This window comes from Roseateles sp. (assembly GCF_039595595.1).
GTDB lineage: Bacteria > Pseudomonadota > Gammaproteobacteria > Burkholderiales > Burkholderiaceae_C > Roseateles.
Genome location: NZ_JBCNLG010000007.1, coordinates 92488 through 114137, shown reverse-complemented (window position 1 = coordinate 114137; position 21650 = coordinate 92488). Strand labels below are relative to the sequence as shown.

15 protein-coding genes and 1 other RNA gene are annotated in these 21650 nt (G+C 68.0%); 6 read left to right on the top strand and 10 right to left on the bottom strand.

What is annotated here, in order from left to right:
* Positions 1 to 8: 8 nt before the first annotated feature.
* The 3 genes from ABDW61_RS11240 to ABDW61_RS11230 all read right to left on the bottom strand — a co-directional run bounded on the left by ABDW61_RS11240 (position 9) and on the right by ABDW61_RS11230 (position 4589).
* On the bottom strand, positions 9 to 1616 hold the full coding sequence (locus ABDW61_RS11240) for an SIR2 family protein (RefSeq protein ID WP_343638676.1): 1608 nt from the start codon (positions 1614 to 1616) through the stop codon (positions 9 to 11).
* Between the two features lie 122 nt (positions 1617 to 1738).
* A complete protein-coding gene (locus ABDW61_RS11235) occupies positions 1739 to 3301 on the bottom strand; it encodes an AAA family ATPase (RefSeq protein WP_343638674.1) in 1563 nt (520 codons plus the stop codon).
* 157 nt (positions 3302 to 3458) lie between these two features.
* Entirely contained in the window at positions 3459 to 4589 is a 1131-nt protein-coding gene (locus tag ABDW61_RS11230) for an MBL fold metallo-hydrolase (RefSeq protein ID WP_343638672.1), read from the bottom strand.
* Positions 4590 to 4776: 187 nt separating this feature from the next.
* On the opposite strand from ABDW61_RS11230, the gene ABDW61_RS11225 reads away from it, so the two are divergent.
* Positions 4777 to 5502: a TetR/AcrR family transcriptional regulator gene (locus tag ABDW61_RS11225; RefSeq protein WP_343638670.1), complete on the top strand. Its 726-nt coding sequence runs from the start codon at positions 4777 to 4779 to the stop codon at positions 5500 to 5502.
* A 168-nt stretch (positions 5503 to 5670) separates the two neighbouring features.
* On the opposite strand, the gene ABDW61_RS11220 is transcribed toward ABDW61_RS11225, so the two are convergent.
* The 3 genes from ABDW61_RS11220 to ABDW61_RS11210 all read right to left on the bottom strand — a co-directional run bounded on the left by ABDW61_RS11220 (position 5671) and on the right by ABDW61_RS11210 (position 10035).
* Positions 5671 to 7488: a methyl-accepting chemotaxis protein gene (locus ABDW61_RS11220; protein WP_343638668.1), complete on the bottom strand. Its 1818-nt coding sequence runs from the start codon at positions 7486 to 7488 to the stop codon at positions 5671 to 5673.
* A 237-nt stretch (positions 7489 to 7725) separates the two neighbouring features.
* A complete protein-coding gene (locus tag ABDW61_RS11215; RefSeq protein ID WP_343638666.1) occupies positions 7726 to 8670 on the bottom strand; it encodes a carbonic anhydrase family protein in 945 nt (314 codons plus the stop codon).
* Between the two features lie 141 nt (positions 8671 to 8811).
* Entirely contained in the window at positions 8812 to 10035 is a 1224-nt protein-coding gene (locus tag ABDW61_RS11210) for a multidrug effflux MFS transporter (protein ID WP_343638664.1), read from the bottom strand.
* A gap of 206 nt (positions 10036 to 10241) precedes the next feature.
* Between ABDW61_RS11210 and ABDW61_RS11205 the strand changes: the two genes are divergently transcribed.
* The 4 genes from ABDW61_RS11205 to ABDW61_RS11190 all read left to right on the top strand — a co-directional run bounded on the left by ABDW61_RS11205 (position 10242) and on the right by ABDW61_RS11190 (position 13394).
* Positions 10242 to 11216 carry a Gfo/Idh/MocA family oxidoreductase gene (locus ABDW61_RS11205; protein WP_343638662.1) on the top strand — a complete coding sequence of 325 codons (975 nt, stop codon included), beginning with the start codon at positions 10242 to 10244 and terminating at the stop codon, positions 11214 to 11216.
* Between the two features lie 53 nt (positions 11217 to 11269).
* Positions 11270 to 11604, top strand: an RNA gene (gene rnpB, locus ABDW61_RS11200) — RNase P RNA component class A.
* Positions 11605 to 11692: 88 nt separating this feature from the next.
* The gene (locus tag ABDW61_RS11195) at positions 11693 to 12160 is read left to right on the top strand and encodes a GNAT family N-acetyltransferase (RefSeq protein WP_343638661.1); all 468 of its coding nucleotides are present in this window, start codon (positions 11693 to 11695) and stop codon (positions 12158 to 12160) included.
* Positions 12161 to 12293: 133 nt separating this feature from the next.
* On the top strand, positions 12294 to 13394 hold the full coding sequence (locus tag ABDW61_RS11190) for an acyltransferase (protein ID WP_343638659.1): 1101 nt from the start codon (positions 12294 to 12296) through the stop codon (positions 13392 to 13394).
* Between the two features lie 161 nt (positions 13395 to 13555).
* Here ABDW61_RS11190 and ABDW61_RS11185 read toward each other — a convergent pair whose 3' ends face one another.
* From ABDW61_RS11185 to ABDW61_RS11175, 3 genes are all read right to left on the bottom strand, one after another.
* Complete coding sequence (locus ABDW61_RS11185; protein ID WP_343638657.1) at positions 13556 to 14626, bottom strand: FHA domain-containing protein; 1071 nt, start codon at positions 14624 to 14626, stop codon at positions 13556 to 13558.
* Positions 14608 to 16035: a serine protease gene (locus ABDW61_RS11180; RefSeq protein WP_343638655.1), complete on the bottom strand. Its 1428-nt coding sequence runs from the start codon at positions 16033 to 16035 to the stop codon at positions 14608 to 14610. The genes ABDW61_RS11185 and ABDW61_RS11180 overlap by 19 nt, the downstream gene beginning before the upstream one ends.
* 145 nt (positions 16036 to 16180) lie before the next feature.
* On the bottom strand, positions 16181 to 17647 hold the full coding sequence (locus ABDW61_RS11175) for a cyanophycinase (protein ID WP_343638653.1): 1467 nt from the start codon (positions 17645 to 17647) through the stop codon (positions 16181 to 16183).
* 272 nt (positions 17648 to 17919) lie between these two features.
* On the opposite strand from ABDW61_RS11175, the gene ABDW61_RS11170 reads away from it, so the two are divergent.
* Positions 17920 to 20718 (top strand): TonB-dependent receptor, encoded by a 2799-nt coding sequence (locus ABDW61_RS11170; protein ID WP_343638651.1) that lies wholly within the window; start codon positions 17920 to 17922, stop codon positions 20716 to 20718.
* 21 nt (positions 20719 to 20739) lie between these two features.
* Here the strand turns inward: ABDW61_RS11170 and ABDW61_RS11165 are convergent, their stop codons facing one another.
* Positions 20740 to 21480 (bottom strand): hypothetical protein, encoded by a 741-nt coding sequence (locus tag ABDW61_RS11165; protein ID WP_343638650.1) that lies wholly within the window; start codon positions 21478 to 21480, stop codon positions 20740 to 20742.
* Positions 21481 to 21650: the final 170 nt, after the last annotated feature.

Here is a 21650-nt window from a genome sequence, read left to right as displayed (position 1 = left end):
AGCCCCGCTTACTCGATGTCCGCGATGACTTGCCTCGTCTTGCGTCGGCTCACCTTCGGGGCCTGGCCGAACAGGGAGCCGGGCGCGTACTTCAAGAAGTCCAGGATGCAAATGAGCTTGCAATAGTTCGTCGTCTGGGAGGAAGTCAACTGGTCGATGTTCTGCTTCAGGAACGACTCGAGCACCGCAACGTCCATCTGGTCTTGCGGAAGCCTCCCAGCGAGAGCCAGAACGACGTGGACCGCGTTGTTGTCGATGAACGCCTTCAACCCGTTGTCCCAGCTGGCGAGCGAGGCTGCCTGGCTCTTCGTGACCAACGTTGGAGCGAAATGGCTGTAGCCCTTCGCTGCAGCTGTCTGAACGCGCGCTGGTAGCTTCGCCATGTCGAAACCTGGCATCGACTGGGCCAGGGCCAAGTACCTGAACACCGGAATGTAAGGCGACCGCTTCAGCAATTCTGGAAGCGTCTGCTCCACGATGTGTCGGGCGTTGTAGCTGCCATCGTTCAGCAGCGAGTCCCTCATCAGGTCGAGCCGGTTGATGGCGGTGTAGCCCTTGTCTCGCAGCCGCTCCTGGATGCCCACGCCCACGGCGAACTCAATCTCGTGAACGTCGGTGTTGTCGTTGATGTCCTGCACGAGGAGCTTTTCGGTCGGATTGGCTGTGTGGACCAGCTGGTAGACCTGTTCCTTGAGCATGCGTAGAAGCTTGGCGGGCAGCCGACGCTTAATCTTGCCGAGAGCTTCATACACGCCATGCATCGAACCGACAGTGACCTGCATAACGGGCAGGCTTTGCCCATCAACGGACAGGATCGTGCGCTCGAAGCGATCATCCTTGCAGTTGCGTTCCCACTGAACGAACACGAGCCGGTCGGACAGCTTTTTGACGTTGGCCGGAGACAAGCAACTCAAGATGGAGTTCAGGATCGACAGGATGTTCTTGTCGGTCAGGGAGTAGCCGATGAAGACGATGGGATGTTCGACAAAGAAGGTCAGCAGTTTGGAAGCCAAGTACGGGTTCTTCTTCTCGAAGGTCGAGTAGTCGTCTGAAGTGACCACCAGGCTCCGCGGCTGCTCGGCCGATCCGTGAATCTTGTAGATTTCGCCGATGCCTTGGATGTGCGAGAACAGCAGCGCCTCTTGACCCACGTACACCTCGTAACCCGGGAACAAATGCTCGAGCAGGCCATCCCAGTTCGTGGTGACGATGCCTTCCACAACCACTTTCTGGAACAGCTCGATTTCACGCGCGATATCACCGCCGGCGGCAGGGCTGATGGACCTCTCAAGGTACGCGGCCATCTCGATCTTCAGCGCGTCTTCCTTGGTCACCGCTTCGGTAGCATGCTTCGCTCGCGCCTCTTCGTACCGGTCCTCGCTCCACCACTTCTCGTTGAACTGAGCCGCCATCTCGCTGGCGAGCTTCGGCAGGTCGCCGTTCACGGAACTGGACAGCAGGCCGTGGTTCAGCCCATGCTCCTCGCACATGCCCTTGAGCAGGCCGCGCCAGTCGGGCAGGTTGAAGTAGCGCCGAGCGATGCCCGAGCCCACGAACAGGTACGGGGGCGACGAAAACTGATCCAGGTGACCGAAAAGCTGGTCGACGATTGACATGAGGTCTCCCTCCACTCGTGTGGAGTCTTGTGTTTGTTCCCAACGGACTCATGGCGCGGATAGCCGCAAATGAGTGCGGTGCCAACCTGCGGGGTGGCGGGGGAGCCTTTCAAGCCCCTCATTCAAGTGGGAAGGTGGCCCGGTCTCACCACCAGCCCTTTCTCCGTAAGCGCTTCGCCATTCGCAGCTTCGGCAGCGCTCACGACTGGATCCGGTTGAGCGGCAACCGGAACGGCAGACTCCAGGACTTGCTGCAGTTGCTTGGGGACGATTGCATCAAGTCGTCCATAGGCCTTTGCCGCCAGGAAGTAGCTACCCAGGTCCGCGATCCCTAGAGCCCTAAACACGTCCGCGACAATTAGAGAGGCGTCAAACGTGCGCAGGTTCTCGAAGGTCATGTGGCCGGCATCAATACGGTCAGCAAGGAACTCGAAGAACTTGCTTTTCTGGAAGACCGCCTTCCTCCGGGCGCTAATCGACGCAACTATGACCGTCTGCACGTCTGGCAACGGTCGATCTGAAGTTGCCGCGAGGGTCTGCGGATCCAACATCATGTTCTCGATGCAGTAGTACGGCAGATGAATGAACTGTTCGTCATGGGGGAACGGATTTCCCTGGTTGTCGCCATCGATCATGAAATGCGCGTTTGTCCAACGTCCCTGAACTCGTTGGTACTCGTACAGCGACTTGACGTTCGTGCTGTTTCCGCACGGCGAGGTAGTGACATTTGCGCCATAAATGCCCGCAACGGCCTTGACTACATCGGCGTGAGCACCATCTTCAACAAAGAGCGTGGGCCTCCCGAAGTCGCCAAGTGCGACGATCTCAATGGCATCGCCGGCGAGGCGACTCCGCTGCTGCGGCGTGAGATCCTTGCCCCATACGACCGTCTGGTCATCACCCCACCGGAGGAACTGCGCCGCTGGGAGGAATCGTGGCTTAAAGATCGTCCTGCTGTGAGTTACGACGATGGCTTGCTTCGCCGCTGTTTTACAGAAGTCGTCTAGGAAGCTAAAAAGCTGCTCTTCTAGATGCCAGTTCAGATGAACTTCGGGCTCATCAATCAGATAGACGTCCACATCGTCCTTGCCAGTGTGGATACTGAGGATCAACGAGAGAACTTCCTGCTCGCCCATCGAAAGACCTTCGATGGGGAATTCGATGCGCCCGTGCTTGCGCATGCCGATCCGGGGGGCACCCAAACTTTCGTCCCAATTGGCCTGTAGGCAGTAGTTCGGGAAGATGGATTGAATGACGTCGTTGAACTCGCCCGTCAAAGCGTCCATGTGAGCTTTTTGGGCTGTGCCATCCTTGCATCGGTGCTGGAACAGCAAGTAGTAGAGATCTCCTAGCGAGGGATAATTGTCGAATCCGGATGCGTTTATCTGCGCACCTATCCGTTCATTGACGTTAGATTCCCACGTACGGTTGTTCTGCCGAAAGAACTGAAGGATCGCCTCGCTTGCCCGCCGCTCAGAATTTCTCTTCGGACTAAACGTCTGCATCCGCAGCCCTGCAGGGAGGCGCGCCTGCACTCCGACGCTGCTGCGGAGAGCTTGCAGAAGCTGGGTCTTCAGCGTTCCGTTCTCCCCACTAATGATGTTGAGCCCGGGCAAGAACTCCATGGTTCCACGCAACAGGCCTTTAAGTATGTCTACGTCTGCAGACACGATGTAGTTCCTCATTGACCCCTCCCTCGCTGCCTCACTCAATGAATCGTGCATACCCATCTTACGGGGCTTGAAACTGCGCCCCGGGTGGTGGAAAGGTGGGAGGAATGCAAAAAGCCCGGCCAGGCCGGGCTTTGGTTCGGTCGAAGGGCGCGGGGTAGCCGCGCGACGGTCAGGGAGCCGCCATGGAGGGTTTCGAGGACGGCGCAGCTGAAGCCTCGGGCGTGCCGACGGCCCCCTGCCACCACTGCGGCGTCGGGCCCGGCTGCTCGATCGCCAGCGGCGCGCCGATCACCGGCGTCACCAGTTCCACATTGCGCAACCGGGCCAGCGCGGCGATGCGCTCGAACGGGTCCTGCCAGCGATGCATCGCCAGGTCGAAGGTGCCGTTGTGGATGGGCAGCAGCCGCTGCCCCTTCAGGTCGACGTGCGCCTGCATCGTCTGCTCCGGCTGCATGTGCACATACGGCCAGCGCGGGTCGTAGGCGCCGGTCTCCATCAGCGTCAGGTCGAAGGGACCGAAGCGCTCGCCAATCGCCTTGAAGCCGTCGAAGTAGCCGGTGTCGCCGCTGAAGAAGATCCGCAGCTCGTCGTCGATCAGCACCCACGAGGCCCACAGCGTCGAGTTGCGATCGCTCAGGCCGCGGCCCGAGAAGTGCTGCGCGGGCGTGGCCGTCAGCTGCAGACCGGCGATCGCCGTGCCCTGCCACCAGTCGAACTGCTGCACCTTGGCCGCCGGCACCCCCCAATCGATCAGGCGCTGGCCCACGCCCAGCGGCGTCACGAAGTGGCGCACCTTCGGCGCCAGCGCCAGCACGGTGTCGTGGTCCAGATGGTCGTAATGGTCGTGCGACAGGATCACGGCCTCGATCTCCGGGAGTTCGTCCAGCGCGATCGGTGGCGCGTGGAAACGCTTCGGACCCATGAACGAGAACGGCGAGGCGCGCTCCGAGAACACCGGATCCGTCAGCCAGAAACGGCCGCGCAGCTTCAGCAGCACGGTGGAATGACCCAGGCGGAACAGCGTGCGGTCCGGCGCGGCGAGCAGTTGGTCGCGCGTCAGCGGCTGGACCTCGATCGGGCGGTCGGGCACGGTGCCGGCGGGCTTGTGGAACATGAAGTCCCACATGATCCCCATCATCTTCCAGAAGCCCTGCGCGGGCTCCACGGCCGGGTTGTGGAAGCGGCCTTCCGACCATTGCGGGGAGTGCGCGAGGACGGGCTGGGCCCCCTCGGCGGTGGGAGCGGACACGCCCTTCGGGGGGACCGGGGCGGGTGTGGACAGGGCGCGGGAGGCGGTCATGGCAAGGGCTCCAACTAGCAGGACGGACACCACGCCGGTCAGCGCAGTCAGCGACAGGCTCAGCAGCGCACGGGCAGGCGGTCGGCGGGAGGGCGTCATTTGAAAACTTGCACTACACGGTGTAGTTTCAGCGGAGTGTAGACAGCAGAATCTGAAAAGTAAACTCCCCGGTGTAAGATTCACGGCCATGACTTCCGACGCCGCCACGCCCTCCCCCGACGCCGTTTCCTCCACCGCTTCCGGTACGCCCGAGGCCGGTGAGCCGGCGGGCGACGATGCGGCGCCGCAGACCGACGCGGAACGGCTGCGGCTGACGGACCGCAAGCGCCAGGCCATCGTGGACGCAGCGATCGAGGAGTTCCGGCAGCACGGGTTCGAGGTCGCCAACATGGACCGCATCGCCGGCCGGGCGCAGGTCTCCAAACGCACGGTCTACAACCACTTCAGCGGCAAGGACGCGCTGTTCGAGGCCATCCTTGAGCGGCTGTGGGCGGCGACCGAGGCGCAGGTGAAGCTCTCGTATCGCGCCGATCAGCCGCTGCGCGTGCAGTTGCTCAAGCTGATCGAGCAGAAGCTCGCGATGAGCGGCGATCCGCAGTTCCTGGATCTGGCGCGGGTGCTGATCGCGGAGGCGATCCACGCGCCGCAGCGGGCGCGCGACATGCTCGGCCGGCTGGGTGGGCGCGAGGAAGGGTTGACCGTGTGGATCCGCGCGGCGATGGCCGATGGGCGCATCAAGGCCGGGGATCCGGCGTTCGCGGCAGCGCAGCTGCAGGCGCTGGTCAAGGGATTCGCGTTCTGGCCGCAGATCACGATGGGACAGCCACCGCTCGACGCGGCGCAGCAGCGACAGGTCGCCGACTCGGCGGCCGACATGTTCCTGTGCTTCCACGCAGTGGAAACGAAGGACTGAAGGGGCCGCAAGAAGAGACAACGGGCGGCCGCAAGTGCGGGCAGCCCTGTCTTACCCCCTCGCCCCAGCGGGGAGAGGGAGGGGAGAGGGGGTTCGTGCCACGGCGCTGCTGCCCTTCGAAGCTCCCCCTCTCCCCTGCCCTCTCCCCCCTCGCGGGGGGCGAGGGAGTTATCGCCCCCCTGCGTGGCCGCCGCTCAGGCGGAAGGTGCCGACGACGTCCGCCAGCTTCTGCGCCTGGTCCTTCAGGCTCTCGGCTGCCGCCGCCGATTCCTCCACCAGCGACGCGTTCTGCTGCGTGACCTGATCCAGCTGCGCCACCGCCACGTTGACCTGGCCGATGCCGTGGCTCTGCTCCTGCGCGGTGTGACTGATCTCGCCGATCATCTGCGCCACCCGCTGCACGCTGCCCACCACCTCGTTCATCGTCTCGCCCGCCGTCGACACCTGACGGGTGCCCGTCTCGACGCGCTCGACGCTGGCCGTGATCAGCGCCTTGATCTCCTTGGCCGCGCCCGCCGAACGCTGCGCCAGCGCCCGCACCTCGCCCGCCACCACCGCGAAGCCGCGGCCCTGCTCGCCCGCGCGCGCCGCCTCCACCGCGGCGTTCAGCGCCAGGATGTTGGTCTGGAACGCGATGCCATCGATCACGCCGATGATGTCGCCGATCTGGCGCGAGCTCGCGCTGATCTCCTGCATCGTCGACACCACCTGCCCCATCGCCGTGCCGCCGTCGCGCGCGACGCGGCTCGCCGTGTCGGCCAGCTGGCGCGCCTGGTCGGCATTGGCCGCGCTGTTGGCCACCGTGCTGTTGAGCTCCTCCATCGAGCTGGCCGTCTCCTGCAGATTGCTGGCCGTCTCCTCGGTGCGCTGGCTCAGGTCATGGTTGCCGGCGGCGATCTGCCGCGACGCCACCGCGATCGACTGGCTGGTCTCGCGCACCTGCAGCATCACCTGCTCGATCTTCTGGATGAACTGGTTGAAACCGCGCGAGATGTCGGCGATCTCGTCCTCGCCCCGCACCTGCAGGCGCTGGCTGAGGTCGCCCTCGCCGGCGCCGATGTCGTTCATCGCCCGCTTGATGCCGCCCAGGCCCCGCAGCAGCGCGCCGACCGCGGCGGCCGCCACCAGCGCCGCCACCACCGTCACCACCGCCATCGTCACGCCCGCGTTGCGCAGCACGTCGGACAGCGCGGCCAGCGCCTCGTTGCGCTCGGCCGCGGCCACCAGCACCCAGTCCGTGCCCGGCACGTCCACGGCCTTCAGGAAGAAGCGCTCGTCGCCGACATTGGCCAGCGTCGGCTCGCCACCGTGCGCGGTGGCCAGCAGCGCGTCGTCGAACGCGGCCGACAGATCCTTCACCGGCTTGAGCGTCAGCGCCGCGTCCGGGTGGGCGATCACGGTGCCCTTCTTGTCCAGCAGCATCGCGAAGCCGCTCGCCGTCGGCTTGATCGACTTCATCGTCGCGACGATGTCGTCCAGCGCCACGTCGGTGCCAGTCACCGCCTTGACCTCGCCGCCCGCGCGCACGGCGTTGGCGAAGGTCACGACCAGCTTCTTGCTCGAGGCCGCGACGTAGGGCGCGGTGATCACCGGCTGGTCCGAGCCGGACGCCAGCTTGTACCAGCCGCGGCCAGTGGGGTCGTAGTCCGACGGGCGCTGGCGGTCGGGGATGGAGATCATCCGCTTGTCCGCGCCGCCGACGTAGGCCAGGTCCAGCCGGCCCGACTGCAGGCCCTGCGTCAGCACCGCGCGCGGGTCCTCGAGCTGCGCGGCCGGCGCCATCGCCGCCACGACGTCCTTCTGCGTCTTCACCCATGCGGCCACGCCCGCGGCGTTGGCGTTGGCGATGTCCGTGAGCTGCGCCTGCACCTGGCGGCGCGCGTGATCGCGCACGGCCCAGTAGCTGGCGAAGGTGGCGAGCGCGACGGCTGCCACCACGATCAGGATGCTGATCGCGATCAGGCGCGACTTGATGGTCTTCAACACGATGGGGATTCCTGGGGGGAGGTTGGGCGCGCCCGTCCTTGATATGAATCAAAACAAACGCATGACAGGGACGGGGCGGCGAGGATTTTGAAGGCTCGTTGACCGCGAACCAAGGGTTTCCACCAAGAAGAAAGCCGGTGCCGTGACGACCGTCACAGCGCCGGCTCAAAGCGGCAAGCGATGCTCCCGCGGCTCAGTCCTGGCGGTTCCGGGCGCCTTGGCGCCCGGGCCTGGCCCTCAGTTCGATTCCTTGATCAGGCGGCCCGACTGCGCCTGCAGCGGGCGCGCATTCATCGGGTACAGGTGCGTGAACACCGAGATCTGCTGCGTCGACACCGGCACCGGCTGGCGGAACACCATCCACAGCACGCCCTCGGTGCAGGGCGGCGTCGTCAGCGAGCCCATGTAGGAGAAGTAGGCGCGGTCCCTGGGCAGCAGCTGGTTGAGGTCGATGGGCACCGGCGCGGCATAGGTGTCGCCGCGCTCCAGCGGCAGGTGGTTCCAGACCGTCTGGATCAGCGCCTGGTCCTGGCCCCGCTCCAGCAGCACGGCGATCACCGCCAGCCGGCCCTGCTCATCCTTGTGGACCAGGTGGGCGACCATGTCGTACTGGCGGCCATTGATGCGCTCCTCGCTGGGGCGGTGGAAGTGGAACTGCTGCAGCTCGTAGCGCCGGCCCATGACCTGGATCGCGTTGCCCGGCGCCACGTTCACCTGGATCGTGTGGCCGGTGTCGACCACCGAGAAGCTGCTGGCCTTGTAATCGAACTGGATCTGCTCCTGGTCGACCTTGATCGTGTCGCGCAGGTCGATCGGGCTCTGGCGCGTACCGACCGCGCATTGGCGGAACTCGGGCTGCAATTGGCCCCAGCGGTCGGGGGCGCCCTCGCCGGTGTAGGCCCAGGGCGTGGACGGCTTCGCCGCCGAGGCGGCCCCGGCGGGCTTGGGGGCCGCGCGGCGCGCGCGCAGGTCGACCGGGTTGCTGGTGCGGACGTCGTCCGGCGTCTTCTTGAGCTTGAGCGTGGCGCTGTCGTCCTTCAGCCGCTCGGCGAGGCGGTCGCGCAGTTGCCCGGACGACGCTTCGCTCGCGGGCGCCTCGGCGGCGCCGCTGGCGGCGGGCAGCAGCAGGGACAGGCAGAGAACGGCCGGCAGCAGAAGGCCGAGGCCGGGACGATGGAACATGGACGGGGCTCCGGAAACGAGACGGGGACGCCCTGTCTATTTCGGACCCCGCGCGGGCTTCTTGAGCGCCCCGAGCGGGCCGATGTCACGCCGCTCCCGGTCCAGGCCCTCAAGCCCGCAAGCCCTCGGGCTCTGAGGCCGTCAGGCGGCGGGTGGCGGGGTCGACACTTCCTGCTTGACCCAGGTCCAGGACACCAGCCCGATGCACATCATCGCGGCCGAGGCCAGCGCGAGCGTCAGCGTCGAATGCATCACCAGCGGCACCAGCACGCCGGCCACCAGGCCGTTGGCGGCGCTGCCGATGCAGGCCTGCAGCGACGAGGCCATGCCGCGGCGCTCGGGCGCCTGGTCCAGCACCAGCAGCGTCACCACCGGCACCATCAGCGCCCAGCCGAACGCGAAGCTGCTGATCAGCGGGAAGGCCCAGAACGGGCTGGGCGGCAGCAGCAGGTTGCAGGCGATGTTGGCGATCGAGGTGAAGCCCATGATCAGGAAGCCGCGCCGGATCTGCTTGCGCGGCGCGATCCGGCCGGCGAGCCGGCCGCTCAGCCAGGCGCCGCCCATGATCCCGCCGATGCTGAACAGGAAGAAGATGAAGAACTGCGTCGGCTGCAGGGCCAGGTGTTCGCCCAGGAACACGGGCGCGGCCAGCACGTACAGGAACATGCCGTTGAACGGGATGCCGCTGGCCAGCGCCAGCAGCAGGAAGCGCCGGCTGCCCACCAGGCTGCGGTAGCCGCGCAGCAGCGAGCCGACGTGGAAGGGCTGGCGGTGGTCGCGATGCAGCGTCTCGGGCATCAGGCGCCAGGTGACGGCGAACAGCAGCGCGCCGACGAAGACCAGGAACCAGAAGATCGCGTGCCAGTCGGCGTGGACGTAGAGGAAGCCGCCGATCATCGGCGCGATCGCGGGGGCCAGGCCGAAGAAGATCGTCACCTGCGACATCACGCGCTGCGCCTCGGACGGCGGGAACATGTCGCGGATGATGGCGCGCGAGACGACCACGCCCGCGCCGGCCGACAGGCCCTGCACGGTGCGCCAGAACACCAGCTGGCCGATGCTGCCGGCCAGCGCGCAGCCCAGCGAGGACAGCGCGAACACCGCCATGCCCCACAGCACCACGGGCCGCCGGCCGAAGCTGTCCGACAGCGCGCCGTGGAACAGGTTCATCACCGCGAAGCCCAGCAGGTACCCCGACAGCGTCTGCTGCATCTGGACCGGCGTGGCGTCCAGCGCGCGGGCGATGCCGGCGAAGGCGGGGATGTAGGTGTCGATGGAGAACGGCCCCACCGTGGCCAGCGCGGCCAGCAGGATGGCGAGGGCCCAGCGCGGCGCGCGCCACAGTTGGCTGGCTTCGGGGTTCATGCGTGAGGCGATGCGAGCGTGCGAGAAGCCGCCGACGATACCCCCGCCGGGGCCGCCGCACCGCCCGTCATGCCGCCCGGGCACGCTGCTTGCGCCGTAGGCGTGCGCGGGTCGCCCCGGCCCGCCGGGCGGCAGTCCGGGCTGTGGCGGCCCCCCTACACTGCGGGGCTTTTGCGGAACTTCGGGCGGAGACGGTGGTGCCAGGCGTGTTGAGCATTGGGGTGGTGGGACTGGGGGTGATGGGCCAGCGCATGCTGGCGCGGCTGGCCGGACATGCGCGGCTGCGCGTCACCCGGGTCTGGGACGAGAACCCCGTGGTGCTGTCGCAGGCGCTGGCGAACGATCCGATGCTGCGCGCCGCCAGCAGTGCCGAGGCGCTCATCCGCGAGCCCGGCCTGCACGGCCTGTACATCGCCACGCCGCCGGGGCCGCACATCGCGCTGTCCGAGCGCGCCTTCGACGCCGGGCTGCCGGTGCTGTGCGAGAAGCCGCTCACCACCGATTTCGCCGCCGCGCGCGCCTGCATCGAGCGCATCGAGCAGGAACGGCGCCGGGCCGCGGTCAATTACTCGCTGGCCTCGTCGACCGGACTGGCGCAGCTGCAGCTGGCCTTCGGCGCGGCCTCGCGGCGGCCGCTGGGCGCGCTGCACGATGTCCGCATCGAGCTGCGCTTCGCCGCCTGGCCGCGGCCCTGGCAGGCCGGCGCTGGCGCCTGGCTGTCGCAACGCGCCGAGGGCGGCTTCACGCGCGAGGTGCTGTCGCACTTCATCTTCGTGCTGCAGCGGGTGCTGGGCCCGGCGCGCGTCGTGCGCAGCGAGGTCGTGTATCCCGGGGACGGCATCGGCTCGGAGCTCTCGGTCGAGGCGGAACTGAGCGCGGCCGGCATCCCGGTGACGGTCAGTGCCGCCATTGGCGGCGAGCGTGCCGACGACAACCGAATGCTGTGGCGCGCCAGCGAGGGCGAGATCGAGTTGCGCGACTGGTTCGGCGTGACCCAGCAGCGCCAGGGCGAGCGCGTGCAGAGCCTAGGCGATGCTGAGACCTTGCGCATGAACGGCATGACGGATCAGCTCGCTCACTGGGCCGCGATGCTGGAGGGCCGCTCGCACAGCCTGCCTGGCTTTGCGGAGGCGCTCGCGGTGCAGCAGACTGTCGAAGCGATTCTGGTGGGCAAGGCCTGACGCCAATCGCGCCGCGGAGCCGAGGCGGCCACGCGGCTAGAATCCGCCGCTGTGAAGCAAGCCAGACCGCCGCTGGTGCAAGCGTGGAAACACGGCACTGGAGGAAGGTCCGGACTGCATAGAGCAGCGTAGCAGCTAACGGCTGCCCGGCGTAAGCCGAGGATCAGAGCAACAGAGACGAGTCGAACCAGGCTTCGCCTGGTTCGGGTGAAACGGGCAATCTCTACGCGCAGCAACACCAAGTAGGCCAGCGTCGATGCGGCTCGCAGAGCTGGCGGGTAGGTGGCACCGAGCCGGGCAGCGATGCCCGGCCCAGAGGAATGGCGGTCACGCGGGGAATCGCAAGAGGATCCGCGCACAGAATCCGGCCTATCGGCTTGCTTCACCCTTATGACGATTTGCAAGCGAACGTTGGCTTGCAAACCCTTTCAGGGCCACCGGCGCCGACAGGCACATCGGTTGCTACCTTCGGGATCATGCAGATCCAACCCCTGGACCCCCACAGCGCCGCGGCGATGTCCCTGCTGGCGCAGTCGGACGCCTACATGGCGGCGCTCTACCCCGGCGAGAGCAACCACCTCGCGGACCCCGACGCGCTGGCGCAGCCGAAGGTGCGCTTCATTGGCGTCTGGCTGGCCGAATGGCTGGCCGGCTGCGCCGCGGTGAAGGTCGTCGAAGACGGCGATGGCGCCTATGGCGAGATCAAGCGGATGTTCGTTCAGCCACAGTTCCGGGGACGCGGCCTGTCCAAGGTCCTGATGGAGGAGCTCGAGTCCCACCTGAGGGCGCAAGGCATCGGACTGGCGCGCCTGGAGACCGGCGTGCACCAGCCCGAGGCGCTCAAGCTCTATGAGACGCTCGGCTATGGCCGGCGCGAGCCGTTCGGCAACTACGCCGACGACCCGCTGTCGGTGTTCATGGAGAAGCGGCTGACGGCGAACTGAGCCGCTGCGCGCCGCCGGGAGGACCTGTCCCCTGGACGGGTTCCCTCGTCCGAGGGCATGGCCGAGAGCGGCCCGCGCGCCGACGGCCTACAGTGCAAGGCTGCCCAGGCTCCCGCCGCTGCGCCTTCGCCCCATGTCCCCGACCGCTCCCGCCCACGCTCCCCGACTGGCCTCGATCGAGGCCGCCCGCGCGCTCGCCGCGCTGGCGGTGGTGCTGATGCATGCGACCCACCTGATGCGCGTGCCGCAGTTCAGCGGTCATGTGGCGCTCGGCGGGATGTTCGACTTCGGTTACGTCGGTGTCGACTTCTTCTTCGTCCTGAGCGGTTTCATCATCACCTACGTCCATCACGCGGAGCTGGGACGCGGCGCGGGGCGCTGGCCGGGCTACCTGTGGAAGCGCTTCGTGCGCGTCTTCCCGATCTACTGGCTGGTGCTGGCGATGACGGCCGGGCCGTCGATCGCCGCGCGCTGGCTGGCCGGGCGCACGCCGGTGTCGGAACTCGGCGCGCAGGACATTCCCGGCACGCTGCTGCTGTGGATCGGCGGCCACGAGCCGGCGTATGTCGGCGTCGCCTGGTCGCTGCAGTACGAGGTGCTGTTCTACCTGAGCTTCTGCGTGCTGTTGCTGCACCTGCGCGGCGGGCTGGCGCTCTATGGGCTGTGGGCCGTGCTGGTGGTGGCCCAGGCCTTCGGGGCGCTGCCCGGCGCGTTGCCGCTCAAGCTCGGCGATCCGCATTGCCTGCAGTTCCTGATGGGCGTGGCCACCGGGCTGCTCGCGCGGCACGCGGCGCTGCCGCTGGTGCGGCGGCAATGGGGGCTGGTGGGCGCGGCCTTCATCGGCGCGGTGCTGTATGAGCGCCTGGGCGCGCAAGGGGCGCATGCCTTCGGCGGACGTGTCGCGCTCGGGCTGGCCTCGGCGCTGGTGCTGGCCACGCTGGTCGCGATGGAACAGCGCCGGCCGGTGCGCGTGCCGGCAATGCTCGCGCAATTGGGGGCCGCGTCGTACTCGCTGTACCTGGCCCACTGCCTGCTGATCAACATCGTGCTCGCGCTGCTGGCCAAGACGGGGCTCTACCGGACGTTGCCGGAGTTCGTGATCTTCGCGGTCGCCGTCGCTGCGGCGGTCACTGGCGGCTGGCTCATCGGGCGATGCGTCGAGCTGCCGGTGGTGGCTTGGCTGCGCAGACGCACCGCCTCCCCTCGCCTCGCGAGGCCGGCAGCCACCGCCTGAGCAGCGCTGCTGCCCTTCGAAGCTCCCCCTCTCCCCTGCCCTCTCCCCCCTCGCGGGGGGCGAGGGAGTTAATACCGGCGGCGCTCTACCAATACGGCGGCGCTCGTCTTTCACCCTCTCCCCGCGAAGCGGGGAGAGGGCGGGGGTGAGGGGTCTTCGCACTACTCGTCGTTGTCGCCGCTGCCGCCGGCCTGGTCGTTGCGCTTCTGCGCCTGCTTGAGCAGCGGCGCCTCCAGCGCTTCCATGCCGCCGATGAAGTCGTCGACCGGCTTGGGCGTGGCGATGCGCAGCGCCGGCGGCGGGAGTGTCGCCATGTAGTTCGGCCCGAGCCAGTACTGTTGCTCGGTCCGCCTCCCCACCGTCAGCACGAGCCCGACGACGCACATCGCGCCGATGCCCACCGCCAGTCCCCGTGATGCCCGCGGCCACACCACCGTCGCATGCCACCACAGCAGCAGCGCGGCGCCCACGGACATGACCAGCGTCTCCAGCGCCAGCAGTCTGGGCAGGTTGAACATGTAGGCCAGCACCGGCAGCGCCACCTCCAGCGCCTGCATCGCGACCACAGCCACCAGCACCCGCCACAGGTGCGCGCCGAAGGCGAACCAGTGCCGGAACACCTGCGTCACGAGCGCCCATAGCGCGGACCAGATCAGCGCGATGCCCACCGGCGCCAGCAGCGCGCTGACGATGTCCACCCAGGTGGCCGAGCCGTCATTCGTGGCCCAGTTCGTCACCCACAGCATCAGCGCCCACACCGCCAGCAGCGCCGGCAGTGCCCAGGACGGACGCGCATCGCGCTTGACCGGCTCGTCGGCGCGGCTCATCGGCTTCTCGGCCGGCAGCGGGTCCAGCGAGGTCCGCAGCCGCAGGCGCGTGGTGCCGATCTGCAGCAGCGCCGACGACGGCCACGCCGCGCGGCTGCCCGCCACGAGCCGCGCGCCATCGAGCCAGGCGCCGTTGTGGCTGGGCAGCAGCTCCAGCACCGGACCGCCCGCGGCGGGCGCGGCCCGCGCGTCGAGCGCCGCGTCGCCGCGCTCGGTGGCGGGCTCGGTGGCGGGCTCGCCGCGATCCCAGTGCAGCAGCGCGTGCACGCCGGCCAGGTGCGGATCGGACAGCACCAGGTCGCAGTCCGGCGAGCGGCCGATGCGCAGCGGCCACGCGCGCACCTTGTGAATGTCCCGGCAATGACCGTCCCGGTCGACGATCTCGATTACCGCGGCGTGGTCCATGCGAATCCTTGCAGGTAATGACGCGTCAGCCGGGTCGCATTCGCGAAGCTGACGCCACGGGCCTCGAAGCGGCCCAGGGCGCCCTCGGTGGGGGCGTCCACGTTGGTGACCAGCACCGTCAGGTCGAACAGGCCGTCCAGCTTGCGGTAGGCCCGCAGGCAGGCCACCGCGCGCAGCGGCGGGCCGTCCTTCTGCTGGACGAAATCCTCCTTGCAGTACGGCGCCGTGCGGTCGCGGTCCGGCGCGCCCAGGCGCTCGTTGCGGAAGCTGGCCGAGTAGATGTTGGCGAAGCGCAGCGCCCCCAGCTTGCTGCCGTCGTAGACCTCCTCGGTCACGCCCAGATAGCCGGTCTGCAGGCTCTCGTTGATGAACAGCGCATGCTCCATCCGGCACTGCGTGCGCTGCATCTGCAGCCCTTGCGCGTCGGCGGAGGTGCCGCTGCCCCAGCAGCGCATGTACTGCTCCTGCGGGATCGGGAAGCGGTAGCGCGGATGCGTCAGCGTGCGCCACGGCTGCGCCAGGAAGTTCTTCGACAGCTCGTCCTGGTAGGCCATCAGCTGCTCACGCAGCTTGGGCCAGGCGGCGCCTTTCACCGGCGCGGCGTCGCGGCTGCGCGCGAGCAGCGCGGCCGCGTGCTCCGCCGGCACCAGGAAACTCATCTGCTGCGCGAAGATCATCGTCGACACGTTGATGCCGACGATCTCGCCGTCCTCGTCGAGCACCGGCCCGCCGCTCATGCCCGGATTGATCGAGCCGGAGTAGTAGATCAGCGGATCGAAGCTGCGCTCGACCAGGCCGTTGTAGGTGCCCTCCACGACTGCGAAGGCGACGTCGTGCGGGTTGCCCATCGAGTAGATGCGCTCGCCCTTGGCCAGCGGCTGGCTGCCCTTGCGGAAGGCCAGCGGCGTGGCGGTCATGCGCGCAACCACGCCCTTGGGATCGGTCTTCGCGTCGCCCGCCTTGGCCACGATGCGCAGCAGCGCCAGGTCGCGCCGGGCGTCGAAGTCCAGCAGCTGGATGTCGCCGCCATCGCCTTCGGGCGTCTGGTACTGCAGCCGGTAGCGCTCGGGCTCGAGCGCATGCTGGCTCACCACGTGGTAGTTGGTGATGACGTGACCCTCGGCGCTGACGACGAAGCCCGAGCCCACCGAGGCCTGGCTGCCGTTGTACAGCGTGCGGATCTGCAGCAGCTGCGCGCGGCTGCGGTCATAGAGGCGGCGGGCGCTGGCCGAGACCGGCGCGGCCGGCTGGGCCTGGCTGGCCGCGGACGCCGGGGCGGCGGGCGAAGCGATGGGCGCCGTGGGCGCCGGCGGGGACTGCGCCGCGACGGGCAGTCCGAGCGCCGCCAGCAGCAGCAGCAGGACCGCCCCGGCGGCGGCACGCCCAGGGGTGAGAAGTTTTCGCGACAACGCAGGAGACTCCAGGAAAGAGCGGACGCCGCATGCTAGCGGCTTTGCGCAGCGCGCCAGCAAGCCTCATGCCGGACGGCCCCGCCGGTCCGGCGGGCGGCATGCGCCACGTCGCGCGGCCCGCGGTTGTCCGCGGCTGTTACTGCTACTGCTGCTGCGGACGCTCGCCGGGCGGCGGCTCCTCCGCCGGCGCGGACTGCGCGGGGCGGCGGTCGCCAGGCCAGGGCCCGAACAGCGGCAGCGGCATGCGCACCGGGGTCACGTCCAGGTAGAGATTGACCACCGTGTAGTCCTCGGGCCCGAGTTCGTCGGTGCTCCAGCCGATGCTGCCGGGCCCCTTGTAGAGCCGGAACAGGAAGCCCAGGTCGGCCAGTGAGTCGTTCGCCTTGGGCGCGGCCTCGAAGCTCAGGCCGCGGAACTCCGGCTGCACGCTGTCGATCAGGATGGACATCGCGGTCGAGATCGTCGAGTCGCCCAGCATGTCCGTGTAGAACTGCGGCAGCGTGTAGTACGGCTTGTAGTCCGGCGCGCCGGGCTCCAGTTTCTGGCCGCGCAGCTTCAGCGCCGACGGCGTCACGCCGCGCGTGCGCAGGTTCATGCGGTCGCCGTGATCGAGGTAGGTGAGCTTGGCGTTCTTCAGGTTGAAGACGCCGAGCGCGCGGTCCGAGCTCGCCTCGCTGAGGTCGACCAGCAAGGCCCCCTTGTGGCCGAGGATCTCGACCTCGTCGCCGCGGATCACGGCGGCGGAGTTCTCGTCCACGCCCAGGCCCAGCTTGTAGCCCTTGGCCAGCATCAGCGGCACCATGCGGCCGAAACGGCCGCGCTTGAGGAAGTGCTGGTCGACGAACAGACCCGGCCCGACGAAGCCCAGCCCGCGGTCGATCTGCTTGCCCTCCTCCCACTGGCCCTTGAGGATGCTGATCACGCTGGGCGCGTCGCGGAACATCACCGTGCTCATGATCGCGGCGCCCGCCGAGGTGCCGGCCACGACGCCGCCCTTGCGGTAGACATCCCAGATGGCCTCGAGCATCGGCGTCGAATGGCCGCCCGGGAAGAGCACGTCGACGATGCGTTCCTGCGAACCGCCGGTGAAGAAGATGCCCTTGGCATTGCGCACCTTGGCGATCAGCGCGGCGTCGCGCACCACCTTGTTCAGGTCGACCCACGAGAACTTGGGCGCCACCGGCAGCGCCTCGGCCACCGCGCCGCGGCGCTGCAGCTGCTCGACGATCTGCTTGGCGCTGGCCTCGGGATCCTCGGCGGCGGTGCCGAACACGACGAAGCGCGCGCCCCGTCCGCCGGCCAGCGCCACGAGGCGGTTCCACACCTCGTCGTTGTCCGCCTTCAGCGCGCCGCCGATCGCCATCGCGTGGCCTTTTATGGGGACATCGCCCGCAGCGGCCTCGGCGGCGGGGGCAGGCGTTGCCGTGCTCGATGAAGCCGCCGGCGCCGGCGGTACCGCCTTGGCCGCGCCGGTGACCGGCTTGGCACTCCTGCCGGGCGATGCGGCCAGCGCGGAGCCGGTCACGGCGCCGACCAGCAGGACGAACAGCGCCGCGAACACCAGCGAAGCAGCGCCGGCAGCGGATCTCGGAGAACAGCAATCGGTCATCGTCAAGGCCTCACGCCGCGGACCGGCGGCATCGGGTAACCAGATGAGCCCGCCCCAAGGAGTGGGACGGATCGGACGAAGGGGGGATGGCAGCAGGGAAAGATAGCGTCGCGTCCCGCCCCCTGGGTGACCATTGGTCACATCGCAGTTGCATCGTCGCGACTGCCCCGGGTCAGCACCGCTTGTTCATGACAACGCGCTCCCTAGACTGGTCCCACTGAGCCACGCCGCCGCCAATCGCATCGGCAAGACCGGCCAACAGGGAGCCCGCCATGACCATCCGTTCTCCGATCGATCCGCTTCGACCGCCCTTCGCACCGAAGCTCGGCGCGATCGCCGCGCTGCTGGCCGCCTGCGGCGCGGCGCAGGCCCAGGTCGCGCCGCCAGAACCGGCGGCTTCGGCGCCGGCCCAGCGGCTTCAGCGCGTCGAGGTGACCGGCTCCGCGATCAAGCGCATCGCCGCCGAAGGCGCCCTGCCCGTCCAGGTCCTCAACCGCAACGACATCGTCAAGGCCGGCGTCACCGCCGCGGCCGAACTGATGGCGACGGTCTCGTCGATGAGCAATGCGCTGACCGACGGCGTCAGCATCGGCACCGGCGGCTTCCGCGATCAGATGGGCTTCAACTCGGCCAACCTGCGCGGGCTCGGGACCTCATCGACGCTGGTGCTGCTCAATGGCCGTCGCATGGCCAACTTCGCCTCGCCGGGCGACGACAACGGCGTCGACCTCAACAACATCCCGGCCGCGGCCATCGAGCGCGTCGAGGTGCTGCTCGACGGCGCGTCCGCGATCTACGGCACCGACGCCATCGGCGGCGTCGTCAACTTCATCACCCGCAAGGACTACCAGGGCGTGCAGTTGGACGTCTACGCCGGCAAGTCCGGCGAGGGCGGCGCGGGCAAGCGCACCGCGTCGATCGCCGCCGGCCATGGCGATCTGGCGCGCGACGGCTTCAACGTGATGGGCGTGCTGGACATCCAGAAGACCGGCGCGCTGCGGACCTCGCAGCGCGACTTCATCTCCGACCTGCGCATCCCGGAGCGGCTGCCGCACCTGCTGTCGTCGGCGGGCTTCCCGGGCAACATCCGGCTCTCGAGCGATCAGCGCGACTACCTGATCGACCAGGGCTTCTCGATCGGCGGCAGGCCGATCAGCACCCGCACCATCAACCTCAGCGCGCCCGGCTGCCAGCCGCCGCACACGCTCTACCTGCCCGCCGGCATCGGCGGCGTCGACGGCTGCACCTACGACTACATGCGCGACCTGGAGCTCTACCCGAAGACCGACAAGGGCAGCTTCCTGGGCCGCGGCGTGCTCAAGCTCGGCGAGCGCCACGAGGCCTTCGTCGAGGCCGCCTACACGCGCAGCAAGAGCTGGTACGTCGGCACCAGCAATCGCATCGACGCCGACCTGGACGTGTCGCTGATCCCGCAGCTGGCGGCGACGGGCCTGGGCGATGCGCTGCCGGACGACCGCCTCATCACCGTGCGTACGCGCATGCTCGAGGCCGGCCCGCGCGCCAGCGAGCTGATCAGCACCGGCAGCCGCGTGGTCGTGGGCATGACCGGCTCACTCGGCAGCTGGGACTACGACTGGGGCTTCAATCACAGCGTGAATCGCGTGTCCGATCGCGACGTGCGCGGCTACCTGCCCGAGGACGCGACGATGGCCGCCTACGCCGACGGCCGGCTGAACCCCTTCGGCCCGTCGAGCGCGGAGGGCCTGGCCTTCCTGCGCGACAACAACATCAACCAGGAAGTGCGCCGCGCCCGCGGCACGATGGACAGCCTGGACGTGAAGGCCACGCGCGGCCTGATGCCGCTGGGCGGCGGCGATCTGGCACTGGCGCTCGGCGCGGAACTGCGGCGCGAGAAGTCCACGTCGGCGGCCAGCGATCTGCTGATCTCGGACAACATCCTGGGCGACTCGTCGCCGGGCGACGCGCAGTTCAGCAACCACTCGCGCAAGGTCTGGGCCGCCTACGGCGAGCTGCTGGCGCCGATCACCAAGCAATGGGAGCTGCAGTTCGCGCTGCGCCATGACCACTACCAGAAGATCGGCGCGACCACGAACCCCAAGATCGGCCTGCGCTACGCGCCGATGGACCAGCTGACCTTCCGCGCCTCCGCGGGCACCGGTTTCCGCGCGCCGTCGATGAACGACCTGTACCGCTCGGTCAAGGTCAGCGAGACCGCCACCCTGCCCGACCCGGTCTGCATGCGCGAGAACGCCAACGACCTGGGCTTCTGCGCCAACAACTGGGAGACGCGGACCTATTCGAATGCGAATCTGAAGCCGGAGAAGTCGCGTCAGTTCTCGATCGGGATGCTGGCGGATCCGACGCCGCAATGGAGCGTCGGGCTCGACTACTGGCACATCGAGAAGCGCGATCTGATCAGCACGCTGGGCGACGACGTCATCCTGTCCAACCTGGACAAGTACGAGCCGCTGGTCCATCGCTACAACGAGAACGAGGGCCTGCCGGGCTGCGAGTACGACCCGGGCGACTCCAGCATCTGCTACATCGAGCTGCGCAAGGAGAACCGCGGCCGGCAGAAGGCCTCGGGGCTGGACCTGACGCTGGAATATCGCTCGCCGGCGGCCGACTGGGGGCGCCTGGGCGTGAAGCTGGTGGGGACCTGGACGCTCAGCTCGAAGAAGCAGACCGGCGATGGCGACCCCTACATCAGCAACCTCGGCCGCTTCGTCACCGACGGCGTGGTGCAGCGCTGGCGGCATCGGCTCAACATCGACTGGTCGCGCGGCCCTTGGAGCGTGAACCTGGCCAACACCTTCTACAGCGGCTACGACGACCAGAACTCGGCGATCGACACCAACACCGGGCTCATCGTCGGGAAGAACAAGGTCAAGGCGTACTCGCTCTGGGACCTGTCGGGCGGCTGGGACGCCACCGCCGCGCTCACGCTGCGGGCCGGGGTGAAGAACCTGTTCAACACGTCGCCGCCGTTCTCGAACCAGGCCTACTTCTTCATCTCGGGCTATGACCCGAGCTACACCGATCCGCGCGGACGGTTCTTCTACCTGTCCGCGCAGTACCGGTTCAAGTGAAGGCCCTCTCGGGGCCCTGCGTCATGGCTGCGCGGTGACGGCGTTCAACGTCGATTCCTCGACGACCTGGCCGGCACTGTTGGTGTGCCGCACGTGGATGACGCCGAAGCCCTTCGCGAACCAGAGGGTCGTGGGGCCGTCTTCGCTCGACATCGCGTCGATGACCTGCATGCGGCAGGTGTTGGTGAAGGTCTTGCCGCCCAGCGTCACGGTGTCGAAGGCCTGGAAGGTCCACTGCTGCGCCAGCGCCTGGGTGTCCGTCTGCCCGGCCTGAGCGCCCGTCAGTTGCTGGCTGGTGTCGGTGTACTTCAAGACCGTCGACTGCCCGACCTGCAGCGTCAGCGGCAGCAGGAACTCAGCCGAATGGACGACCTTGGTCTGCGCCGTGCCAGTCTCGTCGTAATCGAGCTCGCCCCAGAACCGGATGCCGTTCGATTCCGGCGACCAATAGGTCACGGCGCTCCGGGTGTCGGTGGCGCCGGCGAACTCCACCAGGCCATTGCGGGCCGTCCCATCGAAGGTCTCGTTCACGACGAGGACCTTGCCGGCCGTGCTGCCCCCGTCGGGATCCGTCATCGTGTAGGCCGTGCCGGCCGTCAGGCCGAAGCAGTCGGCCAGCGTGGGATCCGCCGGGACGTCCGGCATTGGAGGCGGTGGGGAGGCCTCGTCATTCCCGCCACCGCAGGCGGACAGGATGGCGCTGAAAAGAGCCGTCAGGAGCAGATGTTTCGCGTGCTTGGCGTGGGGGCGTACAGGGTGCATGGGGCGTGCTTCGTTGAACGTGCTCGGGTACGGTGCTTCGGCGCCGCACCGGTGAATGTCTGATGACGCTTCACAGTTTGCGCAAGCCACTCCGGCGCGTTCAAAAGGATCTCCAAACCTTGCATCACCAATGAATCACCGCCATTCAACGGATCGATGACCTCGCTTCA